This is a genomic window from Klebsiella sp. FDAARGOS_511 (genome assembly GCF_003812845.1).
Lineage (GTDB): Bacteria > Pseudomonadota > Gammaproteobacteria > Enterobacterales > Enterobacteriaceae > Klebsiella > Klebsiella grimontii.
In genome coordinates this window covers 4,037,301-4,051,604 of sequence record NZ_CP033824.1, presented here as the reverse complement: position 1 = coordinate 4,051,604, position 14,304 = coordinate 4,037,301, and the positions used below count along the sequence as shown (strand labels likewise).

Here is a 14,304-nt window from a genome sequence, read left to right as displayed (position 1 = left end):
GCTCCTGGTTACTGACTGACCGGGCAATGCAGCCGGGTCATCTGCGCCCGCCTGGCTGCGGGCATGGTGATCGTTACCGTGATGCTGACACATCTTTGCACCGATGTCTGCACACGGGATACCTGGCGGTTCGCGGGAATCACCGGTGGGCTAAGCTGAGCGAATCGCCACGCATCGCGCCACAGCTGACGGTACTGGTTAAGCTGCATAAAGCCGTTGGCCAACCCTCGCTGATAGCCGGCCAGCGCGGTCACGGTTGCGATAAGCAAGACTAAAGCCAGCAGCGTTTCAGGCAGGCTAAACCCTCTCTGCCGCCTCAGGGCATCTGGCATAGGCTCGCCTCCTTTAACGGGCAAAAATCGCTCCAGCCGTGAGGCGAAAAGCGAATGCGGCTTTGTTCGATTGCGCCTGACTGCCACAGCAGCATGCCGCCGCCATCGCTGCCGCCAATTAGCAATACCGAGGCGTCGCTAAAGATCCGCAAGCAGGCGCGCCAGCCGAGCGCCGCGTTCTGCTGGCAGCTAACCGTTTCCTGGAGAGACCAGGCGAGCCCCTTCCCCCACTGCAGCGCAGAATGCGCGCCAGCGGCATCGCGAAGCGCCTGTGTTTCGCTGGCCGTCTGCGCTAACAGCGAACGCTGCTGCTGGTTCAGCCCCTGGAGTAATAAACTGCCGAGCGCTAAAAACAGTAGTACCATCAGTAGCGAAGAGAGCCCGCGCTGGCGATTCACAGGTTATATCCCGTTACGGCGTATTCCGCCCGCGCGCGGATTTGCGGGTCGGCGACCGAGTGCGCCGCCAGCGCGATCGATAATTCAGGCGAGAAGCCCGCCCTCTCCAGGCGCGTAACCTGAAACGCGGTGACCTGAATCGCCGCCGGGTTGGTCATTTTCTCCCAGCCTTTGCCGCTACAGGCGCTTGCTCCGCGCAGGGTTTCCAGCGCGCCATCGCGCAGACGAAACCCGGTGGTATCCGATTCCGATGACGGCGCGCTATTCCAGACGCCATCGCCGTTGCTATCCCAACTCACCAGCAGGCAATCACCGCCGCCTGCAATATACAGCGCCTGCCCGCGACAGAGGCCACGGCAATAGCCGGCGCGCTGCAGGTGCTTCGCTACGGTGTAGATTCGCTGCCAGAGCTCATTTTCCAGCGACTGCTGGCGGGTCTGGCGAAGCGTAGCCCACTGCAGCGCCGGGAGAAAACGCGCGCTGCCGAGCAGCAGTACGGAGCTGATAGCCATCGCGATCAGCGTTTCCGGTAGCGAAAAACCGCGGCATGTTACAGGCATGATGCTATCTCCTCGCCGCGACAGAGGCGGATTCGCCCCCAGTTTGAAACGATTATGTTCCAGCCGCCAGCCGCGCTTTGCAGGCGGATATGCCCGGCCCAGGCGGTATTACGCAGGCCATAGAATCCCAGCCCCGGCGTCATCGCGCTGAGCGAAACCTCCGGCCAGAGCGGTTGCAGCGTGAAAACGTTCCTGACGCTACAGTCGGCCATCGGCCCGCTGGCGCTCAGGCACCAACCCGCCGCGCCCTGGCCGACGCTTAACACTCTATCGCGGTTGTGCCAGTTGGCGTCATCGCGTAGCAGCACCAGGTAGTCGCGGACCTGACAGGCGGTTTGCCACAAGCGCTGCTGCCGTTGCCAGCTCTGCCAGCCGTACAGCCCGCTGGCGCCAAGAATGACGACCACGACCATCGTGACCAGGGTTTCAATCAGGGTGTAGCCATGTTCTCTGTTCATGGCCCAAGTATGCGGAGCATTGAGGCTTTATTCGAACAGTAAAATGCGGGTTTGCGTCGCGCTTCAGAGAGTATTTATGGTATTGCAACGGGTTGCAGAGACGCAGGATACCTGCTCGCAAAAAAGTCTTCTGACAGCGGGTTACTGCGCCGTTTAGCCTTGCTGGCGCATAAAAAAACCGGCGCTCGCAGGCACCGGTTTTTCGTCGTCACTTCCGGGTTAAATCGCCACTGGCGCTTTAATCCCCGGATGCGGGTCGTAGCCTTCGATTTCGAAGTCTTCAAAACGGTAGTCGAAAATCGATGCCGGCTTACGTTTGATCACCAGCTTCGGCAGCGCCCGCGGTTCGCGGCTCAGCTGCAGGTGCGTCTGCTCCATGTGGTTGCTGTACAAGTGCGTATCACCGCCGGTCCAGACAAAATCGCCCACTTCGAGGTCGCACTGCTGCGCCACCATATGCACCAGCAGCGCGTAGCTGGCGATATTGAACGGCAGACCGAGGAATACGTCGCACGAGCGCTGATAGAGCTGGCAGGAGAGCTTGCCGTCGGCGACGTAGAACTGGAAGAACGCGTGGCACGGGGCCAGCGCCATTTTGTTCAGCTCGCCGACGTTCCATGCCGAGACGATAATCCGGCGAGAATCCGGGTCGTTCTTCAGCTGTTCCATCACCGTGCTGATCTGGTCGATATGACGGCCGTCCGGCGCGGGCCAGGAACGCCACTGCTTGCCGTAGACCGGCCCCAGATCGCCGTTTTCATCCGCCCACTCGTCCCAGATAGTGACGTTGTTTTCGTGCAGATACGCCACGTTGGTGTCACCCTGCAGGAACCACAGCAGTTCATGGATGATGGAGCGTAAATGACAGCGTTTGGTCGTCACCAACGGGAATCCTTCCTGCAGGTTAAAACGCATCTGGTGGCCGAAGATAGAGACGGTGCCGGTACCGGTGCGGTCATTTTTTTGCGTGCCCTCGTCGAGCACTTTCTGCATCAAATCAAGATACTGTTTCATGGTTCCTCAAGAATTTTGTTGCTGCGGACGACAACGGTACGCCCAGACCATCATGATGATACCCGCAAGCACCATCGGGATCGAAAGAATCTGACCCATGCTGATGTACTGTACCCAGCCGCCGGTGAACTGCGCATCGGGCTGGCGGAAAAACTCCACGATGATGCGGAACAGACCATAGCCAATCAGGAACAGACCGGAAACCGAACCTGCCGGACGCGGCTTGCGGATAAACAGGTTCAGGATCAGGAACAGCACGACGCCTTCCAGCGCCAACTCATAGAGTTGGGAAGCGTGACGCGGCAGCGCGCCGTAGGTATCGAACAGCGATTGCCACTCAGGATGTGACGGCAGCAGCGCCAGGTCTTCCGCCCGAGAGCCGGGGAAAATCATGGTGTAGTGGAAGTTCGGATCGACGCGGCCCCACAGTTCGCCGTTGATAAAATTGCCCAGACGCCCGGCGCCGAGGCCAAACGGAATCAGCGGCGCAATAAAATCGGAAACCTGGAAGAAGGTACGCTTCGTGCGTTTGGCGAAAATGATCATCACCAGAATCACGCCGATCAGGCCGCCGTGGAAGGACATACCGCCGTCCCAGACGCGGAACAGATAGAGCGGATCGTCGAGGAACACCGGTAGGTTGTAGAAGAAGACATAGCCAAGACGCCCGCCAAGAAAAACCCCGAGGAAGCCAGCGTACAGCAGGTTTTCAACTTCGTTTTTTGTCCAACCGCTGCCCGGACGATTGGCCCGACGGGTGGCCAACCACATCGCAAATATAAACCCAACCAGGTACATCAGGCCGTACCAGTGAAGGGAGACCGGTCCAATGGAAAAAATTACCGGATCAAACTCCGGAAAATGCAGGTAGCCACTATTCATCTGTCACCATAAACACTTGTTATTCCGCCGAAAGTGGACAGCGGGGATCGTTCGCGCGCGTCAGAAACGGGCGCTCCAAAGGCTGCGAATGATAGCATAAGCGCGAAGGGCGATCCGCGCCGGACATGTAAAAGATATGTATACGAATGCGAATTCGCGGTTGAGCATTCCCGGAGGCGGCGCGCTGCGCCTGTCCGGACGACCCAACCCTCAGGCCGCTCGAATCTCGTCAGCGTTGACCCGGGTCACGGCTAACGCCTTACACGGGCTACAAATTCATGAACCGTAGCCCCCGCTACCGGCCGCCGCGAATCAGGCCGCCGAGTCCGCGTCGCTCCATAAAAGCCGCGACCTGATGGCGCACTTCGGCGGTCATCTGCGCGTCCAGGCTACGCTGGGAAAGCTCCTGGGCTTCATTGATATCGATGCGCCGCAGCAAATACTTCACTCTCGCCACCGAACGACCGTTCATCGACAGATGGCGATAGCCCATCCCGATCAGGATCGTCACGCACATCGGATCGCCCGCCATTTCGCCGCACAGGCGCAGGTCGATACCAAAACGCTCGGCGTCGCGGGCAATCATCGCCAGCGCCCGCAGTACGCCCGGATGCAGGCTGTCGTACATACTGGCGACCCGGGTATTGTTGCGATCCACCGCCAGAATGTACTGGGTCAGGTCGTTGGTGCCAACGGAGATAAAATCAACGCGGTTCGCCAACTGCGGCAGCATAAAGACCATCGACGGCACTTCCAGCATCACGCCAAGACGCGGGCGGGGAATGGCGTAGCCAATCATCTCTTCCACTTCGCGGCTGGCGCGATCGATCAGGCGACGAGCCTCATCCACTTCATCGAGACTGGTGACCATCGGTAGCAGGATGCTGAGGTTTCCGGTTGCCGCGTTGGCCCGCAGCATCGCGCGGACCTGTACCAGAAAGATCTCCGGCTGATCGAGCGTGATCCGAATGCCGCGCCAGCCAAGGCACGGATTCTCTTCGCTAATCGGCATATACGGCAGCTGTTTATCCGCCCCGATGTCCAGCGTGCGCAGAGTGACCGATTTCTCGTTGAACATCTGCAGCATGCCCTGATACTGGGCAACCTGCTCCTCTTCAGACGGGAAGCCGCTTTGCAGCATAAAGGGGATTTCGGTACGGTAAAGGCCGATACCGTCGACGAAATTGCCGAGCTTTTCTTCGTGCTCGGGGCTGAGGCCCGCGTTGAGCATCACTTTTACCCGCTCGCCGCTTTTCAGTTCGGAAGCGCGTTCAAGATCGTCCTCAGCCAGGCGGCTAAGCTCGTTCTCTTCGCTGATCAGGCGCTGATACTCTTGCAGCAGCACCGGCTCCGGGTCGACCAGCAGCTCGCCGCGATAGCCGTCAACAATCAGGGTATGCCCGTGCAGCAGCGAAGGCTGAATATCCGCGCCCATCACCGTCGGAATGCCCAGCGCGCGCACCATAATCGCGGCATGGGAGTTGGCCGCGCCATCGCGCACCACCACGCCGGCTAAACGATCCTGAGGAACCTCCGCTAAGGTGGTGGCCGACAGTTCATCCGCCACCAGCACGATACGCTCCGGCCAGGTGTTTGGCCCCTGAATACTGTCATCAAGATGGAAAAGCAGCCGCTGGCCCAGCGTGCGCAGATCGCCCGCGCGCTCTTTCAGATAGCCGTCGCTGAGCGCGGCAAACTGTTCGGCAAACTTCTCGATGATCTTCTTCACCGCCCATTCAGCCACCGCGCCTTTATCGACTTCGGCGAACAGTTCACGGCGCAGGCGCGCGTCGGAAAGCAGATGCGAATAGAGGTCAAAGATGGCCGCCGTCTCTTTCTGCGCGCCGGCAGAGTAGCGCTTGCTGTAGCGGCGAAACTCATTCGCCGCCTCTTCCAGCGCGCCGGTCAGCCGCTCGCGCTCGGAAGCGGTATCGAGCGTCGAGGCTTCATACACCTGCTCCATCAGCGGCAGGCTGACGTCCATCCAGCCTTCGGCAATCGCCACGCCTGACGAGGCGGGCAGCGCGCGGATGCGGGTCTGACGGTATTGACCAAACAGCGCGTTCAGCTGGGACTGAGAGAGAATGCCGGCGATTTGCGTGGCCAGAGTGACCAGGAATGATTCTTCGCTTTCGTCAAACTGGCGCAGTTCGCGCTGCTGCACGACCAGCACGCCGAGCAGCTGACGCCGCTGGATAATCGGCACGCCGAGGAAGGCGCGAAAACGGCCCTCTTTTACTGCAGGAATGTATTTAAAGCTGGGGTGCTTTTGCGCGTCGGCGAGGTTAATGGGTTCCGCCAGGCGGCCCACCAGGCCGACCAGGCCTTCGTCAAAAGCAAGCGCAACGATGCGCCCGCGGGGCTTTTTCAACCCGCGCGTCGCCATCAGGTAATAACAGCGTCGGTCATTGTCAGCCAGATAAACCGAACAGACTTCCGTCTCCATCGCGGCGCAGATATCGGTGACCAGGATATCCAGCGCCTCGTTTAAACGCGGCGCACTCGCGACCTTCTCGACTATTTCTCGCAACCGAGTGAGCATAATGTGCGTGGCTTAACCTCTTTTACGTCGATATGCAGGCGCGCTTTGCGGCTTAGGCGTGCTTTCCGCCAGCGCCATCGTGACGCTGGCGAACTCTTTCATCACCCTGCGGTATACGTCGCGCTTAAACGACACCACCTGGCGCACCGGGTACCAGTAGCTTACCCATCGCCAGCCATCAAACTCAGGTGTACTGCTGGTTTGCATATTGACATCCGCATCGCTGCCGATCAATTGCAGGAGAAACCACTTCTGTTTCTGGCCGATACATACCGGCTTAGTGTCCCAACGCACCAAACGTTTAGGCAATTTGTAACGCAACCAGTTACGGGTTGAAGCGAGGATCCGCACATCTTTGCGGCTTAACCCGACTTCTTCGAACAATTCCCGATACATCGCTTGCTCTGCTGATTCTCCTGGATTTATGCCCCCTTGCGGGAACTGCCACGAGTGCTGACCATAGCGCCTGGCCCACATAACCTGGCCCTGGCGATTACAGATTACAATACCGACATTTGGGCGGTAGCCATCGTCATCAATCACCGGACTACCTCAAAATAAGCTTCAATGTGAATGATTGTTTCACACTCGCTGGAAACGGTAAACCACTCTGTGAGAGCGATGAGTTCGAATAACATTTGAATAACTCACAGTAATACCCAGAGTTATAAACAGCGAAAGCCATACCCGGACGATTTTATTCACTTTTTCTGTGGATAGAGTTGTGAAGAAGTATGGAATTAACCCGGGAAAACCCGGAATCATCCGAACGGCGTAGCCATAACCATTAATAATAATGACCTAATTTTCATTATGTTAGCATGTTTAAATTTCATAATTCACAGTATAACGTGACGATCATCACATAAGCGATCCTGGAACTGATGAAAGATCGAGCAATGTTGATTTTATCCACAGATTACACAAGTGAGCTGGGCATATTTTGTCTAAAAACTCGATTTTCCTCTCACGTCAAGGCTGTAAATGGAAACAGTAGTGGCGCTTTTCCCCAGTTATCCCATTTTTCTGTGGATAACTGGGTGTAAGATCCTGTTCATTGTCGGTGACCAGTTCTGGAAAACCCGGTTTCACCATTTTCACAGCGACAAAAAAATGAAAAAAAAGCCATACGAATCATCAAATTGTCATACTTACTCAAGAAAAGGTAAACTCTATCCACAATGGATGAAATTACTGCTCACTTTTTAGTCAGAGGTTTTACGTTATGCCGACCATCGCGCCGCTCTTATCCCCCCCGCAAAGCCAGGAGCAACTTCTGGCCCAGGCGCAGCAGCTGGCAGGCTATTCGCTGGGTGAACTGGCCCAGCTTGCCGGGATTCCGATTCCGCGCGATTTAAAACGCGATAAAGGCTGGATCGGCATTCTGCTGGAGATATGGCTGGGCGCCAGCGCAGGCAGTAAGCCGGAGCAGGATTTCGCCGCCCTCGGCGTCGAGCTGAAAACGATCCCCATCGATTCTTCAGGCCGCCCGCTGGAAACCACCTTCGTCTGCGTCGCGCCGCTCACCGGCAACAGCGGCGTGACCTGGGAGAGCAGCCACGTGCGCCATAAGCTCAAGCGCGTGCTGTGGGTGCCGGTAGAGGGCGAGCGGACGATCCCTTTGGCCGATCGCCGCGTCGGCGCTCCGCTGCTGTGGAGCCCCAGCGAAGAAGAAGATCGCCAGCTGCGGATGGACTGGGAAGAGCTGATGGATCTGATCGTGCTCGGCCAGGTCGAACGTATTACCGCCCGCCATGGCGAAGTGCTGCAGCTGCGCCCGAAAGCGGCAAACAGCAAAGCGCTGACCGAGGCCGTCGGCGCCCGCGGCGAGCCGATTCTCACCTTACCGCGCGGTTTCTACCTGAAGAAAAACTTTACCGCCGCCCTGTTGGCCCGCCACTTCCTTCTCTCCTCCTAAATAACGGCCTGCGGATGATTATTTTTTTGTTCTGCCGTAGCGGTTGCATATAATCGCATCTTTCTATTTTGCAGGACTTTGAACGATGTTATTTGCATGGGTAACCGATCCTAACGCCTGGCTGGCGCTTGGTACGCTGACGCTGCTGGAGATAGTGCTCGGGATCGATAATATTATTTTCCTCTCTCTGGTGGTCGCTAAGCTGCCCACGGCGCAACGGGCTCACGCTCGCCGCATTGGGCTAATGGGTGCGATGATCATGCGTCTGGCACTGCTGGCGTCAATCGCGTGGGTCGTCAAGCTCACCAATCCGCTCTTTACCGTGTTAGGCCAGGAGATCTCGTTTCGCGATCTGATCCTGCTGCTGGGCGGGCTATTCCTGATCTGGAAGGCGAGTAAAGAGATTCACGAATCCATTGAAGGCGAAGAAGAAGGGCTGAAAACCAACGTCCATTCCTTTATGGGCGCCATCGTGCAGATTATGCTGCTGGATATTATTTTCAGTCTCGATTCGGTGATCACCGCCGTCGGGCTGTCGGACCATCTGTTTATCATGATGGCGGCAGTGGTCATCGCGGTGCTGGTAATGATGGTCGCCGCTCGTCCGATAGGCGATTTTGTTGACCGCCATCCTTCGGTGAAAATGCTGGCGCTGTCGTTTTTGATCCTCGTCGGCTTCACGCTGATGCTCGAAAGTTTCGACGTGCACGTGCCGAAAGGCTACATCTACTTCGCGATGTTCTTTTCGATTGCAGTTGAAAGCCTCAACCTGCTGCGCAATAAAAAAAATCCGCTGTAGCCCGCTAAAATGCAGCCCTGAAACGGGCTGCAATCCTTTTTTAAGACTTAACTGCTTTTTATGTCTCATAAATCAGGCTATTAATATACTGGTACGAGGTGCGGCTATAATAGGGGTGATAACGATGAAAAAATGGGCAGTATTGATTTCCGCCGTAGGACTGGCGTTCTCGGTTTCCGGTTGCAGCAGCGATTACGTCATGGCAACCAAAGATGGTCGCATGATTCTGACCGACGGTAAGCCCGCCATAGATGACGATACCGGCCTTATCAGCTACGAAGATCAGCAGGGTAATAAAATGCAGATCAATCGTGACGACGTTTCGCAGATTATTAAACGTTAAGACCCGCCGCCGGGCAGCGATGTCTCATTTATCGCCGGGTTGAGCAGCTTTCATTATTCTTCAGATTTAAGAAAAGAGTCGGGACAAACCGGATCTGCCCGCCAGCATTAAGCGGGCCGGAGCGCGTCAACCCGGCTTTTTTGATTTTTTACTTCCCCTTTTTCTCCCCCTCTGCCATTTTTATATTCCTTTGTCGGGTAATGCCTGACCTTGTTGATAAAAAAGGAAGCCGGCTATGCAGTATCACCGTATCCCACACAGTTCTCTTGAGATCAGCACGCTGGGGCTGGGCACAATGACGTTTGGTGAGCAGAATAGCGAGGCAGACGCGCACGAACAGCTCGATTACGCGGTGAGTCAGGGCATTAACCTGATTGATGTCGCGGAAATGTATCCCGTCCCGCCGCGCCCGGAAACCCAGGGCCTGACGGAAACCTACGTCGGCAACTGGCTGGCGAAGCGCGGCAATCGCGAAAAGCTGGTTGTCGCCTCTAAAGTCAGCGGCCCTGCCCGCAATAACGACAGCAGCATTCGTCCTGACCACAAGCTGGATCGCAAAAACATCCGCGATGCGCTGCACGATAGCCTGAAGCGTCTGCAGACCGATTATCTCGACCTCTATCAGGTACACTGGCCTCAGCGCCCGACCAACTGTTTCGGCAAGCTGGGCTACACCTGGGCCGATTCCGCGCCGGTCGTCACCCTGCTGGATACGCTGGACGCGCTGGCCGAATTCCAGCGCGCTGGTAAGATTCGCTATATTGGCGTCTCCAACGAAACGGCGTTTGGCGTAATGCGCTATCTCCACCTGGCGGATAAGCACGATCTGCCGCGCATCGTGACGATTCAGAACCCGTACAGCCTGGTGAACCGCAGCTATGAAGTGGGCCTGGCGGAAGTCAGTCAGTATGAGGGCGTGGAGCTGCTGGCCTATTCCTGCCTGGCGTTCGGTACGCTGACCGGGAAATACCTCAACGGCGCGAAACCGGCTGGCGCGCGCAACACGCTGTTCAGCCGTTTTACACGCTACAGCGGCGAGCAAACGCAAAAAGCGGTAGCGGCCTATGTCGATATCGCCAGGCGGCACAACCTTGATCCGGCGCAGATGGCGCTGGCCTTCGTGCGTCGTCAGCCTTTTGTCGCCAGCACCCTGCTTGGCGCGACGACCATGGAGCAGCTTAAGACCAACGTCGAAAGCCTCCATCTGGAGCTAAGCGCAGAGGTTTTAGCCGAGATTGAAGCGGTGCATCAGGTTTATACCTACCCGGCACCGTAAGGCCGTAAAAGCTCCCGGAGGCGATGCTACGCATCTGTCCGGGCTACAAGTTCGTGCGGTTTGTAGCCCGGACAGGCGCGACGCGCCGCCTCCGGGAAAATACGTATACGGTCAGCGAAGCGCCACCAGAGAGACTATCTGCGTCGTCCCCAAATCCACAGGGCAGTAATCGCCAGCGCGAACACCACGCCAAAGCCAATCCCTACGCCCACGACAGGAATACCGATGCTCACCGCAAGCGAATAGAGGCCCAGCATCAGCAGCATCGCCACGTTTTCGCCGAGGTTCTGCACCGCGATAGCGTTACCCGCGCCAACCGTATGTTTGCCGCGCTCCTGAAGCAGCGCGTTCAGCGGCACGATAAAGAAGCCCCCGAACGCCCCGAGCAGCAGCAGCAGAGCAAACGCCGGCAGCAGCGCCTGTTGGATGGCGAAAAAGATAACCGCCACGCCAATCAATATCCCGGCAGGCATACAGCGCGACACCGTTTCCAGCGTCACCAGCTTCGCCGCCGCGCCGGCCCCCAGTACGATCCCCACCGCCACCATCGCGTTAAGGTAGGTTGGCATGGCGTTGCTGGTAATGCCCAGCGCCACCGGGACCCACAGCACCAGCAGGAAGCGAAGCGTCACGCCCGCCCCCCAGAACAGGCTGGTGCCGACTAACGAAAAGCGGGTCTCACCGTTGCGCCATAGCGTCGTACAGGCGCTGAAGAAGCTGTGGGTCATCGGCCTGAAGCGCCACGACTGTCCGGGGCGAGCCGCCGGCAGCTTCGGGATCCACAGGTTGGCAACGACCGCCCCGGCATACACCACCGCGCAGACGCTGAGCGCCGCCACAACGTGCCAGTCGGCGAGAATACCGCCCGCCATCGAGCCGAGCAGGATTGCCGCAATGGTCGATGACTCCATCAGGCCATTCGCTTTCACTAACTTATCGCCGGTGGTCAGCTCGCCGAGGATGCCGTATTTAGCCGGAGAATAGGCGGCGGCGCCGATGCCCACCAGCGTATAGCCAATAAACGGATTCACGCCGAAGCAGATACAGCCTGCGCCAACCAGCTTCAGGCCGTTCGCCACCATCATCACCCGCCCTTTGGCAAAGCTATCGGCAAACTGTCCGACAAACGGCGCAAAGAGAATGTAAGCGCCCACAAACAACATCTGTAATACCGGTTGGCTCCACTCCGGATAGAACAGCTGCTTCATCAGCGCCAGGGTGGCGAACAACAGCGCGTTATCGCCAAACGCCGAAAGAAACTGGGCGCAGATAACCGCCATCATCCCTTTCGAATACAGCGACGTGTTAGTGTGTACTGACTCACTCATCCGAATCTTCCGCCTGTTCAACCATGCCTTTAAGGGTGACAAAGTCCGGCTTGCCGCTGCCCAGTACCGGGAGTTGCTTCAGCCAGCGAATGTCGCGCGGTACCGCCAGCTCCGGTACGCCGTGTTCACGGGCATAGCGCAGCAGTTTTTCACGATTCAGTTCATTATCGGTAGTAAACAGCACCAGCGCCTCGCCTTTGCTGGCGTCCTGTTTAATCGCCGTAGCGTGCATTTTGTCCGGCGAAACCGCCAGCGCCACCTGTTCGACCATCTCCAGCGACACCATCTCACCGGCGATTTTGGCAAAGCGCTTCGCGCGGCCCTGAATCCGCACGTAGCCCTGCTCGTCAAAGCTGACGATATCCCCGGTGTCGTACCAGCCAGCCTCGATGACGCCATGCTGATTTTCCGCCGCTGGCGCTTCCAGTACCCCAGGATTTTCCACCCGCAGATAGCCGTTCATAATGTTTGGCCCTTTAAGCTGCAAACGGCCCCCCTCTTCAATTCCCGGCATCGCCAGCAGACGCGCGTCCATCCCCGGCAGAATGCGGCCAACGGTGCCCACTTTCGCCGCCATCGGCACGTTGATCGAGACTACCGGCGCGCATTCGGTGACGCCGTAGCCTTCAAGAATGCGCAGGCCAAACTTGTCCTGCCAGATCTGCTTCGTGCTCTCCTGCAGCTTCTCCGCCCCGGCGACAACGTAGCGCAGGCGGTAAAAATCATACGGATTCGCGAAGCGGGCGTAGTTGCCAAGGAAGGTGGAGGTGCCGAACAGCACGGTACAGTTGCGGTCGTACACCAGCTCCGGCACCACGCGATAATGCAGAGGGCTGGGATAGAGGAACACTTCCGCGCCGGTAAACAGCGGAGTCAGCAGGCCGACCGTCAGGCCAAAGGAGTGAAACAGAGGCAGCGCCGACATAAAGCGATCGTTCGCGGTAAAGTCGGCAATGGTTTTAATTTGTTCGACGTTGGCCAGCAGGCTTTTATGGCTATGCACCACCCCTTTCGGGTTGCCTTCCGAGCCGGAGGTAAAGAGGATCATCGCCGCGTCTTCCGGCTGCTGCTTAACCTGAGCCAGCTTCGGCATCATCAGGTGAGCAAAAATCCACAGCTTATCGCCGGCGGTGACGTCGCCTTTTAAATCTTCGAGGAACACCCAGCGCACCTGAGTCAACTGCTCCGGCAGGTGCCAGAGTTTGCCTTTTTCGAGGAAGGTGCGTGAGGTGAACACGGTTTTGATTTCCGCGGCAGTAATGGCGCTGCTCAGGCCTTTGACTCCGGCGGTATAGTTCATCATCGCCGGGACCCGGCCGCGGGCGATCGCGCCGAAAATCACCGCCGCGCTTATTCCGGCGTTCGGCAGCATCAGGCCGATTTTTTCGCCCTGGGCGCTGTATTTTTCCAGAATGCGCGCCACGAAGAGGGTTTTGGTCAGCAGCTTACGGTAGGTGTCCGGCTGAAAATTGATATCTTCCACGCAGTTTTTGCGCGCGCCGAAGCGGTACTGGGCCGCCAGCAGCGACTCATACAGCGTTTCGCGCGGGCGCACCGCCATCCGCGCTTCCATCATGATCTGATGCAGCATTTCACCGGCAATTTTACGCCGCTCGCGGGCGCGAGGCGCATCGGGCATCGGCAGATGCGTCGGCGGCAGCAGGTGCAGCTGAATGCGCGGGAACAGACGACGTTTGACCAGCCCTTTCAGGCGGCTAAAGGGGGTTAATTCAGCGCCTTCGATTCTCAGCGGCACGATGGTCGCCTGCGACTTCGCCGCCACAAAGGCGGCGCCGTCGTAAATTTTCATCAGCGAGCCGCTCACCGTGATCCGCCCTTCCGGGAAAATCACCACCGGGCGCCCCTGCTCAATCAGGCGGACCAGATGTTTTATCGACATCGGTTTGGTCGGGTCCAGCGGCACAAAATCAATAATCGGTTTTAGCGCGCGCATAAACCAGCGATCGCTGATTGAGGAATAGACCGCAAACACCGGGCGTACCGGCAGGAAAAGCGCCAGCAGTACGCCGTCAATAAATGAGACATGGTTTGGCGTAATCAGCACCTTTTGCTGATACAACGCCTGCGGGTCACCGGTTAACTTGACCCGGTACAATCCTTTGAAAAGCAGTCTAAAAAATCCCAAAAGCATAACAACTCCGTTTGACCGGTTAATCAGTCAAAGCAGGTTACATGAGAAGGGGCGGAAAATGCACCAGGAGGAGCGGAATTCAGGACAAAAAAAACCTGCGCATCCGCGCAGGTCGGTGCAAGATAATCAGTACGAAAAGCGTACTTAAAAAACTCACCAATCAATACCTCTGGGATCCTGATTGTCTCGTTTTTCCCGCCGCCGCCGCCAGCCATAAAACGCAAAGGAATGAGCCTAAGTGCAACCAGTTATTACTTTTTTCGCGAACTGTAACAATGGCCAACGGCGGGCAAAAAAAAACC

14 protein-coding genes and 1 pseudogene are annotated in these 14,304 nt (G+C 57.4%); 5 read left to right on the top strand and 10 right to left on the bottom strand.

Translation table 11 applies throughout. The annotated features are described in order from the left end of the window. Window positions 1-8 precede the first annotated feature (8 nt). The 8 genes from EGY08_RS20610 to rppH form a co-directional block, all read right to left on the bottom strand. On the bottom strand, window positions 9-332 hold the full coding sequence (locus tag EGY08_RS20610; RefSeq protein ID WP_004124577.1) for a prepilin-type N-terminal cleavage/methylation domain-containing protein: 324 nt from the start codon (window positions 330-332) through the stop codon (window positions 9-11). Then, a complete protein-coding gene (locus tag EGY08_RS20605) occupies window positions 317-730 on the bottom strand; it encodes a DUF2509 family protein (RefSeq protein WP_123828855.1) in 414 nt (137 codons plus the stop codon). The genes EGY08_RS20610 and EGY08_RS20605 overlap by 16 nt, the downstream gene beginning before the upstream one ends. Then, a complete protein-coding gene (locus EGY08_RS20600) occupies window positions 727-1,290 on the bottom strand; it encodes a prepilin peptidase-dependent protein (RefSeq protein WP_087829939.1) in 564 nt (187 codons plus the stop codon). Before EGY08_RS20600 ends, EGY08_RS20605 begins: the two co-directional genes overlap by 4 nt. After that, complete coding sequence (locus tag EGY08_RS20595; protein WP_123828854.1) at window positions 1,281-1,748, bottom strand: prepilin peptidase-dependent protein; 468 nt, start codon at window positions 1,746-1,748, stop codon at window positions 1,281-1,283. Before EGY08_RS20595 ends, EGY08_RS20600 begins: the two co-directional genes overlap by 10 nt. A gap of 219 nt (window positions 1,749-1,967) precedes the next feature. Next, a complete protein-coding gene (thyA, locus tag EGY08_RS20590; RefSeq protein WP_004124584.1) occupies window positions 1,968-2,762 on the bottom strand; it encodes a thymidylate synthase in 795 nt (264 codons plus the stop codon). Between the two features lie 6 nt (window positions 2,763-2,768). Then, complete coding sequence (gene lgt, locus EGY08_RS20585; RefSeq protein WP_004124587.1) at window positions 2,769-3,644, bottom strand: prolipoprotein diacylglyceryl transferase; 876 nt, start codon at window positions 3,642-3,644, stop codon at window positions 2,769-2,771. Between the two features lie 295 nt (window positions 3,645-3,939). Continuing rightward, window positions 3,940-6,186 (bottom strand): phosphoenolpyruvate--protein phosphotransferase, encoded by a 2,247-nt coding sequence (gene ptsP, locus EGY08_RS20580; protein WP_004124590.1) that lies wholly within the window; start codon window positions 6,184-6,186, stop codon window positions 3,940-3,942. A 12-nt stretch (window positions 6,187-6,198) separates the two neighbouring features. Beyond that, the gene (gene rppH / locus EGY08_RS20575; protein ID WP_004124593.1) at window positions 6,199-6,729 is read right to left on the bottom strand and encodes an RNA pyrophosphohydrolase; all 531 of its coding nucleotides are present in this window, start codon (window positions 6,727-6,729) and stop codon (window positions 6,199-6,201) included. A gap of 453 nt (window positions 6,730-7,182) precedes the next feature. On the opposite strand from rppH, the pseudogene EGY08_RS31340 reads away from it, so the two are divergent. From EGY08_RS31340 to EGY08_RS20545, 5 genes and pseudogenes are all read left to right on the top strand, one after another. Continuing rightward, window positions 7,183-7,323, top strand: a pseudogene (locus EGY08_RS31340) (hypothetical protein); the annotation flags it as partial. 88 nt (window positions 7,324-7,411) lie between these two features. Then, window positions 7,412-8,104 carry a DNA mismatch repair endonuclease MutH gene (mutH, locus tag EGY08_RS20560; protein WP_004124598.1) on the top strand — a complete coding sequence of 231 codons (693 nt, stop codon included), beginning with the start codon at window positions 7,412-7,414 and terminating at the stop codon, window positions 8,102-8,104. An 85-nt stretch (window positions 8,105-8,189) separates the two neighbouring features. Then, window positions 8,190-8,903 carry a TerC family protein gene (locus tag EGY08_RS20555; protein WP_004132983.1) on the top strand — a complete coding sequence of 238 codons (714 nt, stop codon included), beginning with the start codon at window positions 8,190-8,192 and terminating at the stop codon, window positions 8,901-8,903. 124 nt (window positions 8,904-9,027) lie between these two features. Next, window positions 9,028-9,246, top strand: a complete 219-nt coding sequence (locus EGY08_RS20550; RefSeq protein WP_004105255.1) for a YgdI/YgdR family lipoprotein — start codon at window positions 9,028-9,030, stop codon at window positions 9,244-9,246. Between the two features lie 235 nt (window positions 9,247-9,481). Beyond that, complete coding sequence (locus EGY08_RS20545) at window positions 9,482-10,522, top strand: NADP(H)-dependent aldo-keto reductase (protein WP_004124602.1); 1,041 nt, start codon at window positions 9,482-9,484, stop codon at window positions 10,520-10,522. A gap of 134 nt (window positions 10,523-10,656) precedes the next feature. Here EGY08_RS20545 and lplT read toward each other — a convergent pair whose 3' ends face one another. After that, window positions 10,657-11,850: a lysophospholipid transporter LplT gene (gene lplT, locus EGY08_RS20540; RefSeq protein ID WP_004124605.1), complete on the bottom strand. Its 1,194-nt coding sequence runs from the start codon at window positions 11,848-11,850 to the stop codon at window positions 10,657-10,659. Then, complete coding sequence (aas, locus tag EGY08_RS20535; protein ID WP_049114675.1) at window positions 11,843-14,002, bottom strand: bifunctional acyl-ACP--phospholipid O-acyltransferase/long-chain-fatty-acid--ACP ligase; 2,160 nt, start codon at window positions 14,000-14,002, stop codon at window positions 11,843-11,845. Before aas ends, lplT begins: the two co-directional genes overlap by 8 nt. Window positions 14,003-14,304 lie beyond the last annotated feature (302 nt).

Bases quoted from the DNA above. Each gene is read 5' to 3' on its own strand.
- thyA (WP_004124584.1), bottom strand. From the start codon at position 2,762: ATGAAACAGTATCTTGATTTGATGCAGAAAGTGCTCGACGAGGGCACG.
- EGY08_RS20595 (WP_123828854.1), bottom strand. From the start codon at position 1,748: ATGAACAGAGAACATGGCTACACCCTGATTGAAACCCTGGTCACGATG.
- aas (WP_049114675.1), bottom strand. From the start codon at position 14,002: ATGCTTTTGGGATTTTTTAGACTGCTTTTCAAAGGATTGTACCGGGTC.
- lplT (WP_004124605.1), bottom strand. From the start codon at position 11,850: ATGAGTGAGTCAGTACACACTAACACGTCGCTGTATTCGAAAGGGATG.
- mutH (WP_004124598.1), top strand. From the start codon at position 7,412: ATGCCGACCATCGCGCCGCTCTTATCCCCCCCGCAAAGCCAGGAGCAA.
- EGY08_RS20550 (WP_004105255.1), top strand. From the start codon at position 9,028: ATGAAAAAATGGGCAGTATTGATTTCCGCCGTAGGACTGGCGTTCTCG.
- EGY08_RS20555 (WP_004132983.1), top strand. From the start codon at position 8,190: ATGTTATTTGCATGGGTAACCGATCCTAACGCCTGGCTGGCGCTTGGT.
- EGY08_RS20545 (WP_004124602.1), top strand. From the start codon at position 9,482: ATGCAGTATCACCGTATCCCACACAGTTCTCTTGAGATCAGCACGCTG.
- EGY08_RS20600 (WP_087829939.1), bottom strand. From the start codon at position 1,290: ATGCCTGTAACATGCCGCGGTTTTTCGCTACCGGAAACGCTGATCGCG.
- ptsP (WP_004124590.1), bottom strand. From the start codon at position 6,186: ATGCTCACTCGGTTGCGAGAAATAGTCGAGAAGGTCGCGAGTGCGCCG.
- EGY08_RS20610 (WP_004124577.1), bottom strand. From the start codon at position 332: ATGCCAGATGCCCTGAGGCGGCAGAGAGGGTTTAGCCTGCCTGAAACG.
- lgt (WP_004124587.1), bottom strand. From the start codon at position 3,644: ATGAATAGTGGCTACCTGCATTTTCCGGAGTTTGATCCGGTAATTTTT.